General features: G+C 60.1%; 14 protein-coding genes and 1 pseudogene. 7 read left to right on the top strand and 8 right to left on the bottom strand.

Annotated elements, in window-relative coordinates:
* Window position 1 precedes the first annotated feature (1 nt).
* The 4 genes from PHA81_RS11545 to PHA81_RS11560 all read right to left on the bottom strand — a co-directional run bounded on the left by PHA81_RS11545 (window position 2) and on the right by PHA81_RS11560 (window position 4,540).
* A complete protein-coding gene (locus tag PHA81_RS11545; RefSeq protein WP_273836887.1) occupies window positions 2-1,000 on the bottom strand; it encodes a hypothetical protein in 999 nt (332 codons plus the stop codon).
* A 176-nt stretch (window positions 1,001-1,176) separates the two neighbouring features.
* A complete protein-coding gene (locus tag PHA81_RS11550) occupies window positions 1,177-1,890 on the bottom strand; it encodes a hypothetical protein (protein WP_273836888.1) in 714 nt (237 codons plus the stop codon).
* 39 nt (window positions 1,891-1,929) lie between these two features.
* Window positions 1,930-2,697, bottom strand: a complete 768-nt coding sequence (locus PHA81_RS11555) for a SprT-like domain-containing protein (protein ID WP_273836889.1) — start codon at window positions 2,695-2,697, stop codon at window positions 1,930-1,932.
* Window positions 2,698-2,782: 85 nt separating this feature from the next.
* Window positions 2,783-4,540 carry a DNA mismatch repair protein gene (locus tag PHA81_RS11560; RefSeq protein ID WP_273836890.1) on the bottom strand — a complete coding sequence of 586 codons (1,758 nt, stop codon included), beginning with the start codon at window positions 4,538-4,540 and terminating at the stop codon, window positions 2,783-2,785.
* 215 nt (window positions 4,541-4,755) lie between these two features.
* On the opposite strand from PHA81_RS11560, the gene PHA81_RS11565 reads away from it, so the two are divergent.
* On the top strand, window positions 4,756-5,706 hold the full coding sequence (locus PHA81_RS11565) for an NADP-dependent oxidoreductase (RefSeq protein WP_273836891.1): 951 nt from the start codon (window positions 4,756-4,758) through the stop codon (window positions 5,704-5,706).
* 2 nt (window positions 5,707-5,708) lie between these two features.
* Here PHA81_RS11565 and PHA81_RS11570 read toward each other — a convergent pair whose 3' ends face one another.
* Complete coding sequence (locus PHA81_RS11570) at window positions 5,709-5,978, bottom strand: 2Fe-2S iron-sulfur cluster-binding protein (protein WP_337958933.1); 270 nt, start codon at window positions 5,976-5,978, stop codon at window positions 5,709-5,711.
* A gap of 8 nt (window positions 5,979-5,986) precedes the next feature.
* On the opposite strand from PHA81_RS11570, the gene PHA81_RS20930 reads away from it, so the two are divergent.
* The 3 genes and pseudogenes from PHA81_RS20930 to PHA81_RS11585 all read left to right on the top strand — a co-directional run bounded on the left by PHA81_RS20930 (window position 5,987) and on the right by PHA81_RS11585 (window position 9,702).
* The gene (locus PHA81_RS20930) at window positions 5,987-6,328 is read left to right on the top strand and encodes a zinc-binding dehydrogenase (RefSeq protein ID WP_337958931.1); all 342 of its coding nucleotides are present in this window, start codon (window positions 5,987-5,989) and stop codon (window positions 6,326-6,328) included.
* A gap of 10 nt (window positions 6,329-6,338) precedes the next feature.
* Window positions 6,339-6,470, top strand: a pseudogene (locus PHA81_RS20935) (zinc-binding dehydrogenase); the annotation flags it as partial.
* Between the two features lie 961 nt (window positions 6,471-7,431).
* Window positions 7,432-9,702 carry a DUF4350 domain-containing protein gene (locus tag PHA81_RS11585; RefSeq protein ID WP_273836892.1) on the top strand — a complete coding sequence of 757 codons (2,271 nt, stop codon included), beginning with the start codon at window positions 7,432-7,434 and terminating at the stop codon, window positions 9,700-9,702.
* A 439-nt stretch (window positions 9,703-10,141) separates the two neighbouring features.
* Here PHA81_RS11585 and PHA81_RS11590 read toward each other — a convergent pair whose 3' ends face one another.
* Window positions 10,142-10,849 (bottom strand): GHMP kinase, encoded by a 708-nt coding sequence (locus PHA81_RS11590; RefSeq protein ID WP_273836894.1) that lies wholly within the window; start codon window positions 10,847-10,849, stop codon window positions 10,142-10,144.
* A gap of 188 nt (window positions 10,850-11,037) precedes the next feature.
* The gene (gene solA, locus PHA81_RS11595) at window positions 11,038-12,183 is read right to left on the bottom strand and encodes an N-methyl-L-tryptophan oxidase (protein ID WP_273836896.1); all 1,146 of its coding nucleotides are present in this window, start codon (window positions 12,181-12,183) and stop codon (window positions 11,038-11,040) included.
* A 154-nt stretch (window positions 12,184-12,337) separates the two neighbouring features.
* Between solA and PHA81_RS11600 the strand changes: the two genes are divergently transcribed.
* Window positions 12,338-13,942 carry a Na+/H+ antiporter NhaC family protein gene (locus PHA81_RS11600; RefSeq protein WP_273836897.1) on the top strand — a complete coding sequence of 535 codons (1,605 nt, stop codon included), beginning with the start codon at window positions 12,338-12,340 and terminating at the stop codon, window positions 13,940-13,942.
* 536 nt (window positions 13,943-14,478) lie between these two features.
* Window positions 14,479-14,958, top strand: coding sequence for a hypothetical protein (locus tag PHA81_RS11605; protein WP_273836898.1), 480 nt, complete (start codon window positions 14,479-14,481; stop codon window positions 14,956-14,958).
* 263 nt (window positions 14,959-15,221) lie between these two features.
* Here PHA81_RS11605 and PHA81_RS11610 read toward each other — a convergent pair whose 3' ends face one another.
* On the bottom strand, window positions 15,222-15,677 hold the full coding sequence (locus PHA81_RS11610) for an adaptin protein (protein ID WP_273836899.1): 456 nt from the start codon (window positions 15,675-15,677) through the stop codon (window positions 15,222-15,224).
* Window positions 15,678-15,730: 53 nt separating this feature from the next.
* On the opposite strand from PHA81_RS11610, the gene PHA81_RS11615 reads away from it, so the two are divergent.
* Window positions 15,731-16,639: an ADP-ribosylglycohydrolase family protein gene (locus tag PHA81_RS11615; RefSeq protein ID WP_273836900.1), complete on the top strand. Its 909-nt coding sequence runs from the start codon at window positions 15,731-15,733 to the stop codon at window positions 16,637-16,639.
* The last annotated feature ends 35 nt before the right edge of the window (window positions 16,640-16,674 follow it).

Genomic DNA, 16,674 nt, shown 5'->3' on the forward strand with positions numbered 1-16,674 from the left:
GTCAGAGCGTGAGATCGGTGAGTTCCCAGTCCTGTGGGAGATCGTTCTCAAGGCTTTCCTCTCTCACGAGGCTCCGGATGCGCTGTTCTACGTCGTCTTCCAGCTCGAAATCGACCGCGAGATCGTCATGCCAGTCCCAGTAGCGGGGTATCGTCGGCCAGTAGTGGTCGCTGACGGCTCCAGCAGGGGCATCCAACAGGTAGCGTGCCTCGGTAATCTTCTCACTTGGCCGGCGCGCAATCTCGTGGTGTATCGACTCGTCGTGGATGATCCGTTCGAGGAGATCGACGGCCGTGTGCTGGTCGGCGTAAAACGCGTGTTCGAGCATGGGACTTGTCGAGAAGATGTGGCTCGATGCGTGCTCGTGGATCCGCTCTGCGACATCGAAGTCCGGGTGCCCGATACCCCAGCCGTACGGGTGAAGACCTTCGAGAATGTTGTCCTGATACCCGCCGACCTCGGTGCGGATGGCCTCGATGTATTCGACCGTGACAACTGGAATCGCCTCGACGCCATCCGCGAGTCGCGTCCGAATGAAATTCCTGCCGGTGACGTTCTGGAGTATCGTGGTCACGTGCGGGAAGTCCTCGGCCGTATCCGGGTGATATGCCCGGACGAACTCTTCGAGAACTGGCCATCCCTCCGCTCGTGTCGCCTCGTCGAGCTCGCTGACGAGCTGTCGTCTGTAGGCTCTCCGAATCCCAGAGTATCTGTCGGATGCATCCGATTCGCTGGCAGATTCTAACTCACTCTCATAGACCGCCATCGCCTGAGGGAGGGTATCGAATCCCCCGTCCGTAGTGTTAGCGAGTAATTCGTCAAGAGCCTCGAGTTCGACAGCTTCGGGTCTCCTATTCGTCCATTCGGACGGCGTCCCGTCTTCGTTTTCCGATGAACCGACGGTATTTCTATCAGAGCTGTCTGCTGTCGAGCAATCGTGGAGGCGGAGGCGTGTGAGCGTATCGAACACCTGACCACAGTCATCGCACTCGTGACTCATGGCCAGTTGCTCCGTGCAATCGGCAGAGGAGGGGTTATATTCTGCTGTGAACGGCTCTCGTCGTCGTTTGGCCGCTCGTTCGGATACCACTGCGGCGCTGCACACATCGTGCTTGTAATTCTTCGCCGCGGCGGGTTGTCTTTCGTCGTCAGTTTTGATTGTGGTTTCGTCACTGGTTACTCCTCTGTCCCGTCCGATGAAATATCCAATCGCGGGCCCGTCTTTGGGTTTCCGACGAAGATGGTACGGCTCACTTCAACCATCTTTTCGAGCGTCTCGTTCATTTGTGTGTTTCGTTGATACAATGACCCAACGTCGTCGTCATAATCGATGAGGTACTCACCGCCGCGATTCCCTCGCAGGTAGAGATGATGTGAATCCGCGCCGATGTACGTACCGTCGCCTGTCACTGGTAGTGGCCGGTTCTCGGGAGGTTGCTCGCCAGCAGGACATACGTGCACCACTTCGATAGGTGTTCGCCAGCGATAGACCTTCATGTAGTCGCCATGCTGAAACCATAACGGGTCACGATTCCAGCCGTAGACACGCAATCGTCCTTGCCCGCGATCAGGGTCAGTGTAGGCTTCGGTGACGAAATCGCGGGCGTTCAAGCCGTCTTCGAGTCTCGAGCGCGCACCTGAAATATGTTTGAAGTACCGCTCTTCGCTGCCACCGGTCCCTCTGATGTCGGCCTCTGCCTTTGTCGGGACTTGGATAGTTGCGTCGTCCGCTGTTTCGTGGACAATCGGGGTGTCCTGTCGAAACAGTAGGTCCGGATACCAGTTATCCTGTCCGATCTCCACGACGCGAGTATCCTCAAAGAGTTGGTCGATGACAGAGGTGCTTGCCTCCACCAAGTCGGCATGGACCGTCTCTTTGTCACTGGTCATCGGTCTTCGATGTACTGTACGTATATTCTTGCATATTTCTCATCGTTGGGGAGTAGACGTAACGATGTCTCCATTCTCATCCCGGGTTTCAATCTCCCACGAACCACAATCTTGACAGACGGTTTCTCCACGGATCACCCGTCGGACGGTTTTACACATTTGCCTGCGTCCGCCGATGAGTCCACAGTTGGCGCAATAGAAGCGATAGCGAAGGCCATCTTCATCGATGGCCGAATCAGTTCGCCACTCGGGCACCTCATCAAGGGAGCCGCGCGGGCCCTCGACACGGAGTTCTCCGTCGCACTCCCCACAGACCTGTGTCCCACGGATAGCGCGGCGGACGGCCACACTCCAGCGATGGCGTCCACCAATGAAGCCACAGCCCTGCGTGCAGTAGAACTGATACCTGTAGTCCTCGGGCTGGGTCTCGTAGTGCGTACTACACCGCCCCGAGAGGGCTAGCGGATCGACCCATTGCTTGAATGATTCACCATGTCCTGGATCAACGCCGTCGGTCTGGTGCTGATAGCAGTGGACGAGTTCGTGTCGGATCGTTTGCTGCATAGCCGTGAAGCCCGCTCGTTCGTAGGTCTGCTCGGAGAGTCGAATCGTACAGTGACCGTCTCCGTCGGAGGAGCACACGCCGTGCTGTCGTTTCATACGGGTGCTGGTCTCGAAGGTTACACAGTCGAGGTCAACGAGGGAGGACGTCAAGGGCCACTCTTCACCGTCGATGACGGCGTTTGCGTACTGTCGCGCACGCTCTGATAGTTCGTGCGAATCACTGAGTTCGCCGGCCACCGCCATACGCCACTCGAGGCAGCCAGGAAGCAAAGTAGCCTCGGTTATGTCGCGTCTACCTGTTTGACAGCAACCGGGCTAGCGGAGGCGTCTATGCCGACCATTCTGCATCGAGCAGGGTCTGCTGGACGACTTCTTCGCCGACGGCGTCGGCAAGCGCCTCGAAGCCGGCACGCTCGCTCCTATCGCTCGCGTTCGCCACCAATCGCGAGACGATGAATTCGGGCGTGGATCGACCAACGGTCTCGAATTGCGGCTGATAATCCACGTCGAGGGTCAGGTCATCGCGCAGCCCTCTGGCGAAAATGCCGTCGGTGCGCGCTCGATCGGGCAGGGGTTCGAGATCGTCCGCGAGGTGAGTCACGTAGACACCGACAGCTCCCGCATCGACGGCGAGACGGACTAATCCATACAGCAGGTCGGCGGCACTTCCCGGTTCGGTGATCGCTTCGAACTCGTCAACGAGCATCAACGTCCGGTTGCTTTCCGTCAGCGGCGGAACGATCGTCTGGAGCGTGGATTCGAGCACGCCCGCGTTGAAACTCGCGTGCCGGCGGTGGAACACGATGGCGTCGACGCGGCTCACCTCGGCGTCGTCGGCTGGCACGGGTAGGCCCATATGGGCGAGCACGACCACCTGACAGAGCGTCTCCAAGAGGGTGGTCTTCCCGCCGCTGTTCGCCCCGGTGAGCACTGAGACCTGGTCTCCGGTCGGCACCTCGTCCGCGCACTCGTGATCGCCAACGGCGTATGTGACTGGTTGCACATCGTCGTCAGCCGCGGCCACGAGCGACAGGTTTCGGGCGTTCACAGCCCCGACACAGCCCGATTCGACGAACGTGGGGCGAGTCAGATCGTAGGCGTGGACGAACCGCGTGAGCGAGAGTTGGAAGGCCGTCTCGTTCACCGCGGTGACGGCCGCCTCGATCTCGTCGCGGCTGTCGTCGAGCGCGGTCTCCAGTTCGTCCGCTACCGTCTGGTCACGAGTCTCGACTGATTCACGGAGTGCAGCGAGTAGATCGCGGAGACCCTGCGTCACGAAATCCGCAGCGTCGGCAGCTTCGGAGGGAGTCACTTCCCGGACACGTGGTGCCGAGAGTGGCGTCTCGTTCGCCACGTGGCTGATGAACGCTTCACGGAACTCCTCACTCGATCGAACGCCGTCCGATTGGATGGCCTCGATGACATCGATGCCCTGCGCCTTGAGGTGTTCGACCGCCGCGAGTTGCTCGCGGGCCGTATCGAGTTCGTCGTCAACGCCCTCGCGGACGGTGGGTTCGCTGCCCTCGGTGTCGAGTGAGCCGAGTGCCTCGCGGGCGTCGTCGAGTGCGTCGGGATCGATCGCGTCGATTCCGGCGAACACACCGACATTCACCCCGATGTCTTGGAGCGCGAGCACAGTCTCGACCGCGGCTCGGTCGCCACCACCCATCTCATCGAAGCGGGTGAAGACGTCGAGCACCGCCTCGCGGGTGGAGTCGTCAAGATCACCCCACGTGTCTGTTGCGAGGGTCACCTCGTCGAGGCGGTCTTCCATAGTGTCGCGCGACGTCAGTGGCGTCAGCACACGGATCCGGTCGCCAGCGTGGTCAGTAACAGCGTACGCTTGTGCCCGTTCGAGGAGGTCCTTGTAGACGGTGCGGGCGTCCGGTGTCGTGAGGATGCCCATGCCCTGTTCGCCATGGGCGTGTCGGAGGATCCGGGTTGCTCGCCCGCGGGCGAGTCCAGCATCGACGAGTGTCCCGATATCCATCGATTCGATCGCCCGAATCGCCCGCTCAGTGCCGAGTCCGTCTTCGAGCTGGGAAGCTGTCTTCGGGCCGATTCCCCAGTAGTCCTGGAGGCGCATAGGAATCCGTTCCACTGCGAGCATCTAAATAGGTGCTTGGCTCGTGATTCGTTCACGCTGCAATCGGTAACGAACAGGACAGACGGATTGGGACGGCACCCTATTCGAGATTCGTTCGCAGCAGATCACTCATTGTCCACGAAATAACACTATTCGAGAAACAGGATCGCCCGACAGTATATCCGGATTCGTACCCTATCGCCTCCCGATCACCCATGTCTGAGGAGATGCAGGCGATCCGCGTCCACGAACACGGCGACCCGAGTGTGCTCCGCTACGAATCCATCACACGGCCAGAACCCGCTGCTGATGAACTGCTCGTTCGCGTCCATGGGGCAGGACTGAATCCGGTCGACGCTGCTGGCCGTCGGGGCCAGTTTGAGTATCCGTTGCCGTGGATTCCCGGCTGGGACCTCTCGGGAACCGTCGCTGCGGTCGGCGAGTCGGTTACTGACTTCGACGCCGGCGACAGCGTCTACGGTCTCGCCCGCTTTCCGGATGTCGGCAACGCCTACGCAGAGTACGCGGCGGTGCCTGCCGCGGATGTCGTAGAAAAACCAGAAGCTCTCGACCACACCACAGCCGCAGGCGTCCCGATGGTCGCGCTGACAGCGTGGCAGGCACTCTTCGACCAGGGCGAGCTACAGGAAGGCGACCGAGTGTTGATTCATGCGGCAGCGGGCGGTGTCGGCCATATCGCCGTTCAACTTGCTGCCCACCATGGAGCGACCGTGATCGGGACCGCTGCGGGCTACAACCGCGAATTCCTGACTGATCTCGGCGTCGACCAGTTCATCGATTACGAGAACACACAGTTCGAAGCGGCAATCGACGAACCAGTCGATCTCGTCCTCGATGCGATCGGTGGCGAAACGGGCGAGCGCTCACTGTCCGTCCTGCGTGAGGGTGGGATTGTCACTCCGCTCCTTGATGCCCCACCTGAAGAGCAACTCGACGCCCACGAGGTCGAGAGCCGTCAAGTCGGTGTCGAAGCTGATGGTGAGACGCTGTCCGAGATCACAGCGCTGATCGATGACGGAGCCGTGATTCCAACGGTTGCGGAAATCTACCCGCTCACAGACGCAACAGCCGCCCACGAGGAACTCGAAAGCCACCATGCTCGTGGAAAACTTGTCCTCGAACCCGACATCGATACCGAGAACTGATCCTATCGCCACGGGTTCGACACCAGCTCGGCCTGGATGTCCGCACCGACCTCGATGTGACACGCAGACCGTGGCTCAGCGATACAGAGTAGGACATAGCCCGCCGCCAGATGGTGGTCTTTCAGCGCGCATGGCGGGCGTGCGTGTTCGATTCGCCCATCGAGCACTCGCCCGGTGCAGGTGGCACACGCACCGGTCCGACACCCGAACGGGAGCGCCACGTCCGCGCGTTCGGCGGCTTCCAGAACGGATTCATCCTCACGGACCCGAATCGTTGTGTGTGGCTGGCGTCCAGCTCGTCGACGCTCTCGGCGGGCATTCGATCGGGACGACGACCTCGTCTGCGAAGGCGGATCGGTTGGCCGACATCGGTGCGGATCACGTCATCAAATCGAGTGTCCTTGACGAGATTCAAGAGACAGCTGCTGAGATCGGGGAGGCTGACGCGGTTCTCAATCACCTCGGCGGCGAGTATACAAAACTGGGACTCAAGCTCCTTCGGCGGGGCGGGCGGATGGCCGTGTGCGGCGGCACCGCGGGCGGTACCTCGGAGATCAACATACAGCGGTTGTTCTTCGGCCACAAGCACGTCATCGGTAGCACGATGGGGCACCCAACCTGATCTCGAGACGCTCGTCGACCTCACTGCTGATGGCACACTCGATCCGATCATTGGGGACGAGTATACGCTGGATGAGACGGGGCAGGCGTTCGCGGATATGCAGAGCCGGGATGCGTTCGGAAAGCTCGTCATTCGACCATGACTGGCCTTTGCGAGACGGTTCAGTAGCTGTCGAAGCGAGAAGTCTAGCGGAGTCGTGATTGTCTCTCAGTTTTCGTCCAGAAGATAGAGCTCGTTCTGCTGGTCGCTGATTCTTCAAGTGCTTCTGGCGATAAGGTGAAGATATGAGAGAGGTTCGTCGACCGTTCTTCCGCCTATTGAGTACGATCTATCGCCTCTGCACTACAAGCGGGGATTCGATACACCATTGATCGGACCCTCTCACGACTTCGCTCGAAACTCAGTCCCGAAGTTGTGCCCAGTACGGGGCTGCAGCAAGACTTGGCAATGCTGAGTGCAGATCCGCTTGAGTCGTTCCGTAGAACCTCTCTCTGCCAACAGGCGTTGTTATACGCATGATGACGGTGTTGCTTGTAGCACGAAAAACCGATAGCATCCACGAGGTGTTTGTCTGCTCCCACTCGTCCAGAACTGTGGTTGCATCATCCTCGACGATACGCAGTCCCAATTCCCAACTCAACCGTGTTAGCGGTTGGAGATCAAACGGGACGACATCTGGAAGCTCAGGCGAAACTTCACTCGCGTTCTGAGAGCTATGTGCCGCCATACCATTCCCTCACAATCCCACAGTAAAAATGCAACTATTCATCGCCAGCTAGCCCATTTTAGTGCCTGAATTCAAATAATACTCATCCAAAATCCATCTGCTCATACCCATGGATCACTCTTGTGAAGGAGATTGTTGTTGGAGAGCTGTCTGTCGGTTTCGTTGATGAAGAGCTTCATTGACCACGATTGATCCACCGAATTCACAGCGTCACTCGTTGCTTCTCAGATCCAGACTAGCAGCATGGTGTTCACTCGTTTTCGCTCGGAGGATACCCGACGACCGCCGCCAGCATATACTGTCCCCTCGTACTATTTTCTCATACTGAATATCCGATAGCAAGTGATTTGTGTACTCCTCTGGAGCAAGGCGTATCATGCACCGACGAGCCTTCATGACTGCGCTGGGAGCCACGGGTGTTGCGGCGCTTGCCGGAGCACAACCGACAAGCGCCCAATCGCTCTCAGCGTCCGAGACGATCCGACCACTAGTGTTCGACTCGACGGCCAGCCTGCTCGACGCGACCGGAGCACCACTCACCGACGACTCGCTGGTCGCGGTCTGGGCAGAACCCACCGCATACAATGGCGACGAGGATGGGAATGACGACGCTGTTTCCTACCCCGATGAAACGATACTTCCGCTCGTAACGAGCGACGATGGGATCGTGGGCTTCGGCGCTCCCATCGGTCAGGACGATACCGACTTCAACTACGGCAACGAGGAGTTCCTGCTCAACATCCTCGATGCCGAAACTGACGGGCCGACCATCGTCTTTGATGAGGGACATGGCCAGTTCTACGATACCGATTCGTTCTCAGCGTTCATCGGCTACGCTGAGAACAACGGCTACGAGGTCGCCGCAACTACGGACATCGCCGCCGATCTCACAGAAGCCGACGTGGCAATCATCACTTCGCCCGCGGATGCCTTCTCGACGGCCGAACGCGACGCACTCGCGGGGTTCGTCGAAAGCGGAGGGACGCTATTGCTGTTCGACCAGTCGGATTTCAGCAACTACGACGCCACTGCTAATCTGAACGCAATTGCCGAAGCCATCGGCGCGAAGTTCCGGTTCAATGATGATCAAGTGTATGACCCCGAAAACAATCTCTATGCGAACTTCGTACCGGTGACGTCGAACTTTAACACGGCATTCGACTATTTCGCTGACCGCGAGGGACTGGGCTTCGAACTCGACCCCACGAAAACCTACACCGTCGAGGTGGTCGAAGTCACCGACGGTGATACTGTCGATGTCCAGTTCGAGGGCAGTCAGGAGACAGCCATCCGAGTGCTCGGCATCGACACGCCCGAGACGGGCAGTGCGACCAGTACCGAGCGCGCCGAGGAGTGGGAGGGAATCGAGTCTTACGACTACCTCGAAGCCGCGGGCAACGCGGCCACCGCGTTCGCCGAGGGCGAACTCTCGCCTGGAGATAGTGTGGACCTCAGTTTTGACACGAACGAACCGGTCCGGGACGAATTCGGACGCGTCCTTGGCTACCTCACCTACGATGCCGACAGTTCGGGAAACCGCGAGACGCTGTACAATCGCCGGGTGATCGAAGCGGGTCACGCCCGCGTATATGACTCCGGGCTGGCTCGCCACGATGACTTCCTCGCCACTGAACTCAACGCTCGTGAAGCCGGCCGAAACGTGTGGTCCGAGAGTGACCCGGCGAACACCGAGCCGATTCGCAACGACCCTGTCGAGGAACTGTTCGTTCCGCGGGCAGCTACAATCGAGAGTGCGAGCGACAGTCTCGATGGACGCGTGCCCGTTCGGGCCGAGGACACCGCCACAATACCGAACGCACCGCTCGTCGCGGTCGATGACGACGCCGGCGTTGCACTAGTCGGTTCGCCGCTCGTTGACGAAGCGTACGAGACTGCGGAGGGATATCCAGTCGACACGAGCGGGTACGGCAATTACGTGTTCCTGACGCACTTGCTATCGCGGGCCGCAGCCATTGCCGCCGGTGGGCCGCCACATACTGGGCCTCCCGACCACGCCGGTCCGCCCGATAACCGTGGTCATGGTGGTCCACCGCTTCATGCCGGACCACCCGACCATGCAGGACCACCGGACAGCGATGACCCTGATGAGTACGGCGAAGCACCGGTCCTCATTGACGGTGGACACGGCCAGTTCAGCGCAAGCTACGCGCTCTCGGCGGAGGATGCCGCCTACTACCAACGCTACCTCGAAGGGGTCGATATCGCTTTCGAGGGTGTCAACGAACTCGCGACAGGCTTCGGTGCCGAGCTACTTGGCGAGTCCCGAGCACTGTTGATTACTGCACCCACTGAATCCTATACTGACGCTGAACTCGCTGCCGTGCGTTCGTTCCGCGAGAACGGCGGTGCCATCGTCCTGCTGGGCGGTGCCGTCCCTGAAACCGCACGGACAAACCTGAACGCAATCGCAGAAGCCCTCGACTCGGACCTGCGGCTCGGTGAAGGAGTAACCGACGAGACGAATAATCTGAATGATGAGCCATCGGACTTAGTCACAGCGAATTTCACAGAGCAATTCACGCTATTCAACGCTTACACGGGCGAGACAGAGTATGGAAACGAGAGAGGTAGCCCTGAACGCAGCCGTGGGGGAAGCCCTAATCGGCGTCCAGGCCATGGTCGCTGATTCTTTAAGTGGTTCTGGCGACAAGGTAGAGATACGAGAGAGGTCCGCTGGGTTCTGCGCGGAATAGCATTCTACAGAGACGCATCCTCCAACTCTCAGCGGCCAGTACGGTCTGGGTCGTGACCAGCAGTGGGATTTCGGGACCGAAGCTATCGATGAGTGCGTTGGCTTGCTCCCGAGGCCATCCTCTGGCGAGCGTTTGACTAGAAAATGGGCCGGTCGGTTTGGCCCCCGGCCCATGGTTCGCGTATACTCCTACGCACGGTGTCCCCGTGTTGACCGCACGTAGCACAGGCAAACACGCCTGCACGTCTCAGTACGGGTGGCCGTCTCTTAATTCTTGTCACCGATTGGCACGGGTATCGTCGCACAGGTCGGATTTCCCGCCACGGTTGTCCGAGGGAGTGCGTATCACCTCTCAGCTATCTGGTTCCTCAAATCAGCAAATGCGCGCCCCTTCATTCGTGATTCGGGTCGCTCGTTCGAGGAGGTTCTGCCCGCCGGTGGCGATGACGGTCTCGCCGAGCATCGCCATGCTAGCGGCACCACCGTCTCGTTCGACGCGCTGTACTTCTTCGACGACGCGATCGGTTGCGAGATCACTTCGTTGCACGAACTCCCATGACAGCTCGAGGAGTTCTCGAAGCGACGTCTCGGGAGCGAAACGTGACAGGCTCTCTTGTCCGCACTCACGAACTCGTTCAACAGTCTGTACGTCATCGAGGACGGTGCTGGTAGCGATCCCATCGACCGCAGTGTACTCGAGATCGCCCGACCACTCCGAGTGCTGTGGCCCGTCACCAGTGTTCCAGACGAGGCCGCCGCGATCCTGAATGAAGACATCGCCGAGGCCGGTTCCGGCTTCGACCTCGGCGCGGTGGGCCGCTTCGAGGAGCTCCTCGCGGCTCCGTCCGAGGTCGAACGCTTCGTTGGCAGCAAGCGCTGTGGCAAGGGTTGCGGCACCGCTGGTCCCGAACCCATACCCGACTGGAATCGACGCGATCAGCGACACCTTCCCTGAGACCTCCAGCTGTCGCAGGACGCCCTCGACGGGCTCGAAGGAGGTGGACTCTTCATCGAGGGTGACCGACACATCAGTACTGGGCTCGACTGTAGCGTCGACGCCGTCCTTGATGGCAAAACTCACGCCAAACGACCCGTCTTGTGGAGATTGCGGTGGGACGAAGATCGGCGTCACGCTTCCAGGAGCAGATGCGGTTACCGATGAGGATCCTCTCGTAGCCATGAGTTGTCAGCAGTAGTCGACCGCATACAAGACCTTGGTGAGGACCCTGTGGTAGTGCAGACTGCTCGGGGTAATCCCGGCTGAAGGTTTTACGAGTCGAAGAACCGACCGATCCGGTGGAGGTCGACAGCGTGGTCGGTATCGCCGTCAGTGACGAAGTCCGCGAGAATCTCGCCGACGACGGCGGTGAACTTGAACCCGTGGCCGGTGAACCCGGCCGCGATGTGGGCGCTGTCGTAGTGGGGATGGCTGCCGAGCACGAAGTGGCCATCGGAGGATTCGGTGATCACGCAAGTGCGTAGCCGCATCGTCGGGCCGGCTCCATCCGGAAAGTACGCGTCGGCGGACTCGCGATGGCGTTCCTCCTCGATAGTCGTGGGCTCCTGTGGCATCTCATCAGGGTCGACGGCATTCGGGAGCGACGGCTCGCGGCCGAATTTGAATCCTGGGACATCGTGGATCGGGAAACCGTACCCGTCGCCATGCTCGCCGGCGAGGCTGAACACCGGGAACGTCTCCGGGCGAAACTGCTCGGGTTCGTGGGGCTGGAGCCACGCCATGATCCGGCGGCATGGGGTGAGTTCCGCCGCGAGCTCGGGGAAGAAGTCGCTGGCCCACGCGCCCGCGGTCACCACCACGTCGTCGGCCTCGTAGCGACCCTTGTCGGTTTTCACTCGGACGCCGTCGCCGGTTTCATGCCAGTCAAGGACGCGCTCGCGGGCTCTGACGGTGGCTCCCTCGGCATGGGCCGCTTCGACGTGGGCGATCACAGCCTGTTCGCAGTCGACGAAGCCACCGTCGGGCTGATAGACTGCCCGATGATCTGCGGGAATGTCGTACCCCGGAAAGCGCTCGTTCACCTCCGCTCCAGTGAGCACCTCGTGATCGACGTCGTGAGTTTCGACCGAGCGGCGGGCGTCGGTGAACAGGTCCGCGTTGGCCGGGCTGGCGTGAATCGAGCCGGTTGTAGTGAGGAGGTCGCGTCCGGTTTCCCGTTCGAGGTCGCGCCAATTCTCAAAAGTCGCTCGTGCGAGCGGGACGTAGGAGGGGTCTTCAGGCTGTGTGAGCCGGACGATCCGGGTACTCCCGTGGCTCGATCCGCGCGCGTGCGGGATGTCGAAGCGCTCGATGCCGAGAACGTCGAGCCCGCGCTTGGCAAGACGATAGACAGCAGCACTACCCATGCCGCCGACACCGACGACGATCGCATCGTACTGCTCGCGGGAGACAGTCATACTCGGCGACCGGAGTGGTGAAGCGAAAAGCGTTGCCACACTGGAAACGGGCGTGCAACCACGCAACTCATGGCCAACTCCTCTAACTGCGGAGACGCCGTGAGACAACCGACGCCACCCTGTATCTTTTTAGGTTACGTGAGTTATCGAGGGCATGCCTTCCGATTTCGGTGCACTTTCGCTGGTTCCGCCACTGCTGGCGATCGCGTTGGCAATCATCACTCGTCGAGCGATGGTATCGCTGTTTCTCGGAATCTGGGCCGGTGGTATCATCTATACGGGCAGTATCGGCATTGCACAGACGTTCAGCTGGATCGTGAGCTCAATCGGAGAAAGCACCTTCAATGCCAAGATCATCGTCTTCACACTACTCCTCGGGGCCGGAATCGCGCTCATTTGGCGGCTCGGCGGTGCCCTTGCGATCGCACGATTTGCGACTCGACGGGTAGACACACACCGAAAAGTTGGGATCACTGCGTGGTTGCTCGGTCTCATCTGGAGTTTTGACGATTATGCGAACAATGCGATCGTCGGGAGTTCGACCAAGGACATCGCCGACGAGATGCGGATGTCCCGCGAGAAACTGGCATACATTCTCGACTCGACGGCTGCCCCAGTGGCGACCCTCGGGATTTCAAGTTGGGTCGCGTTCGAGATCGGGCTCATTGCCCAGCAGTACAACGAACTCGGCATCGCCCAAGAGACGCCCTCCGCGGCCGCGACCTTCATTCAGAGCATTCCGTACAACATCTACTCGCCACTTGCGATAGCGATGGTGGGGATCATTGTCATCACGCAGCGAGACTTCGGCGAGATGCTCGACGCCGAAAACCGGGCCCAGCGAACCGGCAAAGTCACCCGGGACGGAGCCCAACCGCTACAGAGCATCAAAGACGATCTTGGTGATCCATTAGTCGAGGATGCACCACTTCGGATGTTCGTACTGCCGGTTGTGGCACTCGTAAGCGTCGTCGTCGGTGGAGCGGCGTTCATGGGCTACGCTCCGGATCGAACGATCGTCGAGATGGTCAACAACACCAACGTCGCGACGGCGCTCGTCTGGGGCTCGTTCGCCATGGTGGCGACAGCGGCGATATTGGCACTCACTCATGGTGTGATGGAACTCGATGAGACGATGGAAACGATCATTGACGGGTTCGGAACCATGCTTACCGCCCTCAGTATCATCGTGTTAGCATGGTCGCTTGGATCGGTTGCGACGGCGCTGGGAACAGGTGCCTACGTGACGGCGTATGCCGAAGGGGTGGTTTCGCCACAGCTACTGCCGGTGGTCGTGTTCTTGATTTCGGGATTCGTTTCGTTCGCGATTGGCACCTCCTGGGGCACGATGTCAGTCATGACCCCGATCGTGATCCCGCTGGCGTGGAATATCGGCGGAGGATCCACGAAGTTCGTTGCGCTCCTGATCGGTGCGATGTTCAGTGGTGCTATCTTCGGTGACAACATCTCTCCGATCTCGGATACCACCGTTCTCGCCTCTACGTTCGCCGGATCGGACCACATCGATCACGTTCGTACGCAAGCGTACTACGCCGGCACCGTGCTCGTGGTCGCAGCTGTCATCTACGGACTGTACGGACTTACGAACATCACTCCGATCGTTTTGCTCCCGATCGGACTCCTCCTTCTGGGCGTGCTAGTGTATTTCCTCTCTGAGTGGGATGCACGGCGCAAAAACCTCACTGCGAAACCTGCTGCGGTGCGTATCTCGGATTCGGACACGGTCTCCGACGATTGAATTTTTGTGACTGGGGCCTCTTTCAGCCTCATCCTACCACGATCCGAGTCTGCCGGATCTTGGTATCGGTTCCTCGGTCTGACTACCGAACGGGTAGTCAGCGATCGCTGTTTAAGTGGTTCTGGCGACAAGGTGGAGATACGAGAGAGGTCCGCTGGATTCTGCGCAGAATAGCATTCCACAGAGACGCGTCCTTCAACTCCCAGTTGCCAGGACGGTCCGAGTCGTGACCGCTAGTGGGATTTCGGGGCTGAAGCCTTCAATGAGCGCGTAGCCCGCTCCCGAGGCCATCCCTGGCGAGTGTCTGACTGGGAAATGGGCCGGCCAGTGTGACCCCCGGCCCATGGTTCGCGTATACTCCTACGCACGGTGTCCCCGTGTTGACCGCACGTAGCACAGGTAAACACGCCTGCACGTTTCAGTACGGGTTCCTATTTCTTAGTTCTTGTTGCCAATTGGCACTGACAACGCCGACGGGCAGAGAGAACTGTGTTGTTGCGGCTGTGGTGGCCGCTAGCAAACGCTTTACGCTCGGAATGAGTATCGCTGCCCAACCAGCACAGGACGACGAGAGCGCCCGGAACCAGAGTGACGTTCAACTCATGCCCACGTTCGACGCCGACACAACGGAGATCAACGCGTTCGAAGTCGAAGACGCCGATTTGTATATCTTCAGCCAGTACTTCGATCAAGAGAAAGTCTTCGACGAGCTGCGGGAGTGGTACGACAGCGAGCAGTATCGCTTCGAAGTGCCCACCGACGAGATGGACCGGATAGAGTCGTTCTTGGCCGAGTATTTCTACGACCTCAACCGCGTGGCTCCCGACGCGATTGAGCCGTTCTGCGTCGTGAAACAGAAGTACACCGACCACGCGGATATCCTCCGCAACTCGGTGTACCACACGAGCCGAGGGAGTAACACCGTGTTCGTGATGCAGGACCGACTGTCGGCCGAGCAGGCGGTCGAACAGGGTGCGACACCGCTTGCTGACTCGGATACAGAGTTTCAGTTGTAGCGAGCTGGTCGAGGCTCGCCGGCGACGACCGCGTGTTCTCTCACCCAAGCAGGCATCCCGACGATCCTGTTCGGTCCTGGAAGTATCGAGGACGACGCTCACACCGTCGACGAGTCGATCAGCATCGACGAACTCCACACGACCGTCGAAACCTACCGGGGTGTCCTCACCCGATTTCTCCGCCCCGACTGATGGAGGTGGCGGACGCAGAGAGATAACCGCCCACGATCGCTACACGCGACGGCTACGGCGCGCTCGGTCGCTCACTCCTCTCTGGATGGTGGATTGATAGGGATGTCACCGCGTTCGACGGCGGCAACGAAGTCCCACGCGTAGTAGTGACTCCAGCCATCGACATCACTCAGATCGATATCATCGACGACGATGCACTCCGTCGCGTCGGCGAACTCCTCGGCGAGTATTCGAAGGCGGTCAGGACGCTCAGGCCAGTATTCGTAGCGGCCGAACTCGTTTTGCTCGCCGAGACGGCCGATACCCTCCTCGTAGTATCGCTCCGCGAGCGCTTCGATGCCGGGAATGTCGGCTTCGTCTTTCAGATCCTGATTCCCGATCGCCCAGACCTCGTGGTCGGTTTCGTGAGCGAGGTGACGCACCCATGCGAGCGGGACCGCCTCGTGCTGGGGATGGGGATTCACATCGACCGTCCAGTCGCGATCGAACGCGAACACCATCATAGACTCTCCCGCGTTCGGAGCCATTGTACAGGGCACAGTGGCCGGGGATATAATACTCAGCCAGCGCTCGACCGAGCATGGTCGGACATGACAGAGCCGAGGGCGTCCTGCTGGGGTTGGCCTGCGGTGACGCGCTCGGTCGGCCCGTGGAGTTTCGATCGCCGGGAGCCATCGAGGCCGAGTACGGCACGCTCAGGGAGATGGCGGGCAACGGCACTCACGGCAAGCCCGCGGGGACCATCACCGATGACACCGAGCAGGCACTCTGTATCGCTCGAAGCCTGGTCGAGCGTGGCGAGTTCGCCCCGGAGGACATCGCCGAGCGGTTCGTGGCGTGGTACAACGGCGGTCCGTTCGATATCGGGATCATGACCGCCGACGCGCTGGGACGCATCGATCGCGGTGCGTCGTGGGACAGCGCGGGGCAGGACGTCTGGGAGGCAAAGCCCGAGGGTTCCAATGCTGGCAACGGCAGTGTAATGCGGTGTGCGCCGCTCGCGCTCGCGTTCGCCGACGACTGGGATATCCTCCAGCGGGTGAGCCGCGATTCGTCGCGGATTACGCACGCCGATTCCCGATGTACGCACGGCTGCGCGGCCCTGAACCTCACTATTGCAGCACTACTCGATGGGGACGAGCAACCCCTCGCCAGTGCTCTCGATGCGTTGCATCCCGACGCTCCCGACAGTCTTCTTGGAGTTCTCGAACCCCTTCCCGACGACATCGATTCGAAGGAGTTGCAGAATTCCGGATTCGTCCTCCACACGCTGCAGACCGCGCTATATCATGCGTTGACGGCTGACTCTGCTGAGTCGGCTATCGTGAACGCCGTCAACGAGGGCGGTGACACCGACACTATCGGTGCCGTCGCCGGAGCGGTTGCTGGCGCACGCTTCGGTGCGTCGGCGCTTCCCGAGCGCTGGCTTGACGCGCTCGCGGTAACCGACGAACTCCGCGACCTCGCCCGAACGGTCACGACATCCTAAGGCGCTCCTCCACACCGAAATCAGGGTTGTGATGA

Source organism: Halococcus sp. PRR34 (assembly GCF_028617175.1).
Classification (GTDB): domain Archaea; phylum Halobacteriota; class Halobacteria; order Halobacteriales; family Halococcaceae; genus Halococcus; species Halococcus salifodinae.

Bases quoted from the DNA above. Each gene is read 5' to 3' on its own strand.
- PHA81_RS11600 (WP_273836897.1), top strand. From the start codon at position 12,338: ATGCCTTCCGATTTCGGTGCACTTTCGCTGGTTCCGCCACTGCTGGCG.
- PHA81_RS11615 (WP_273836900.1), top strand. From the start codon at position 15,731: ATGGTCGGACATGACAGAGCCGAGGGCGTCCTGCTGGGGTTGGCCTGC.
- solA (WP_273836896.1), bottom strand. From the start codon at position 12,183: ATGACTGTCTCCCGCGAGCAGTACGATGCGATCGTCGTCGGTGTCGGC.
- PHA81_RS11605 (WP_273836898.1), top strand. From the start codon at position 14,479: ATGAGTATCGCTGCCCAACCAGCACAGGACGACGAGAGCGCCCGGAAC.
- PHA81_RS11565 (WP_273836891.1), top strand. From the start codon at position 4,756: ATGTCTGAGGAGATGCAGGCGATCCGCGTCCACGAACACGGCGACCCG.
- PHA81_RS11560 (WP_273836890.1), bottom strand. From the start codon at position 4,540: ATGCGCCTCCAGGACTACTGGGGAATCGGCCCGAAGACAGCTTCCCAG.
- PHA81_RS11555 (WP_273836889.1), bottom strand. From the start codon at position 2,697: ATGGCGGTGGCCGGCGAACTCAGTGATTCGCACGAACTATCAGAGCGT.
- PHA81_RS11610 (WP_273836899.1), bottom strand. From the start codon at position 15,677: ATGGCTCCGAACGCGGGAGAGTCTATGATGGTGTTCGCGTTCGATCGC.
- PHA81_RS11585 (WP_273836892.1), top strand. From the start codon at position 7,432: ATGCACCGACGAGCCTTCATGACTGCGCTGGGAGCCACGGGTGTTGCG.
- PHA81_RS11550 (WP_273836888.1), bottom strand. From the start codon at position 1,890: ATGACCAGTGACAAAGAGACGGTCCATGCCGACTTGGTGGAGGCAAGC.
- PHA81_RS11545 (WP_273836887.1), bottom strand. From the start codon at position 1,000: ATGAGTCACGAGTGCGATGACTGTGGTCAGGTGTTCGATACGCTCACA.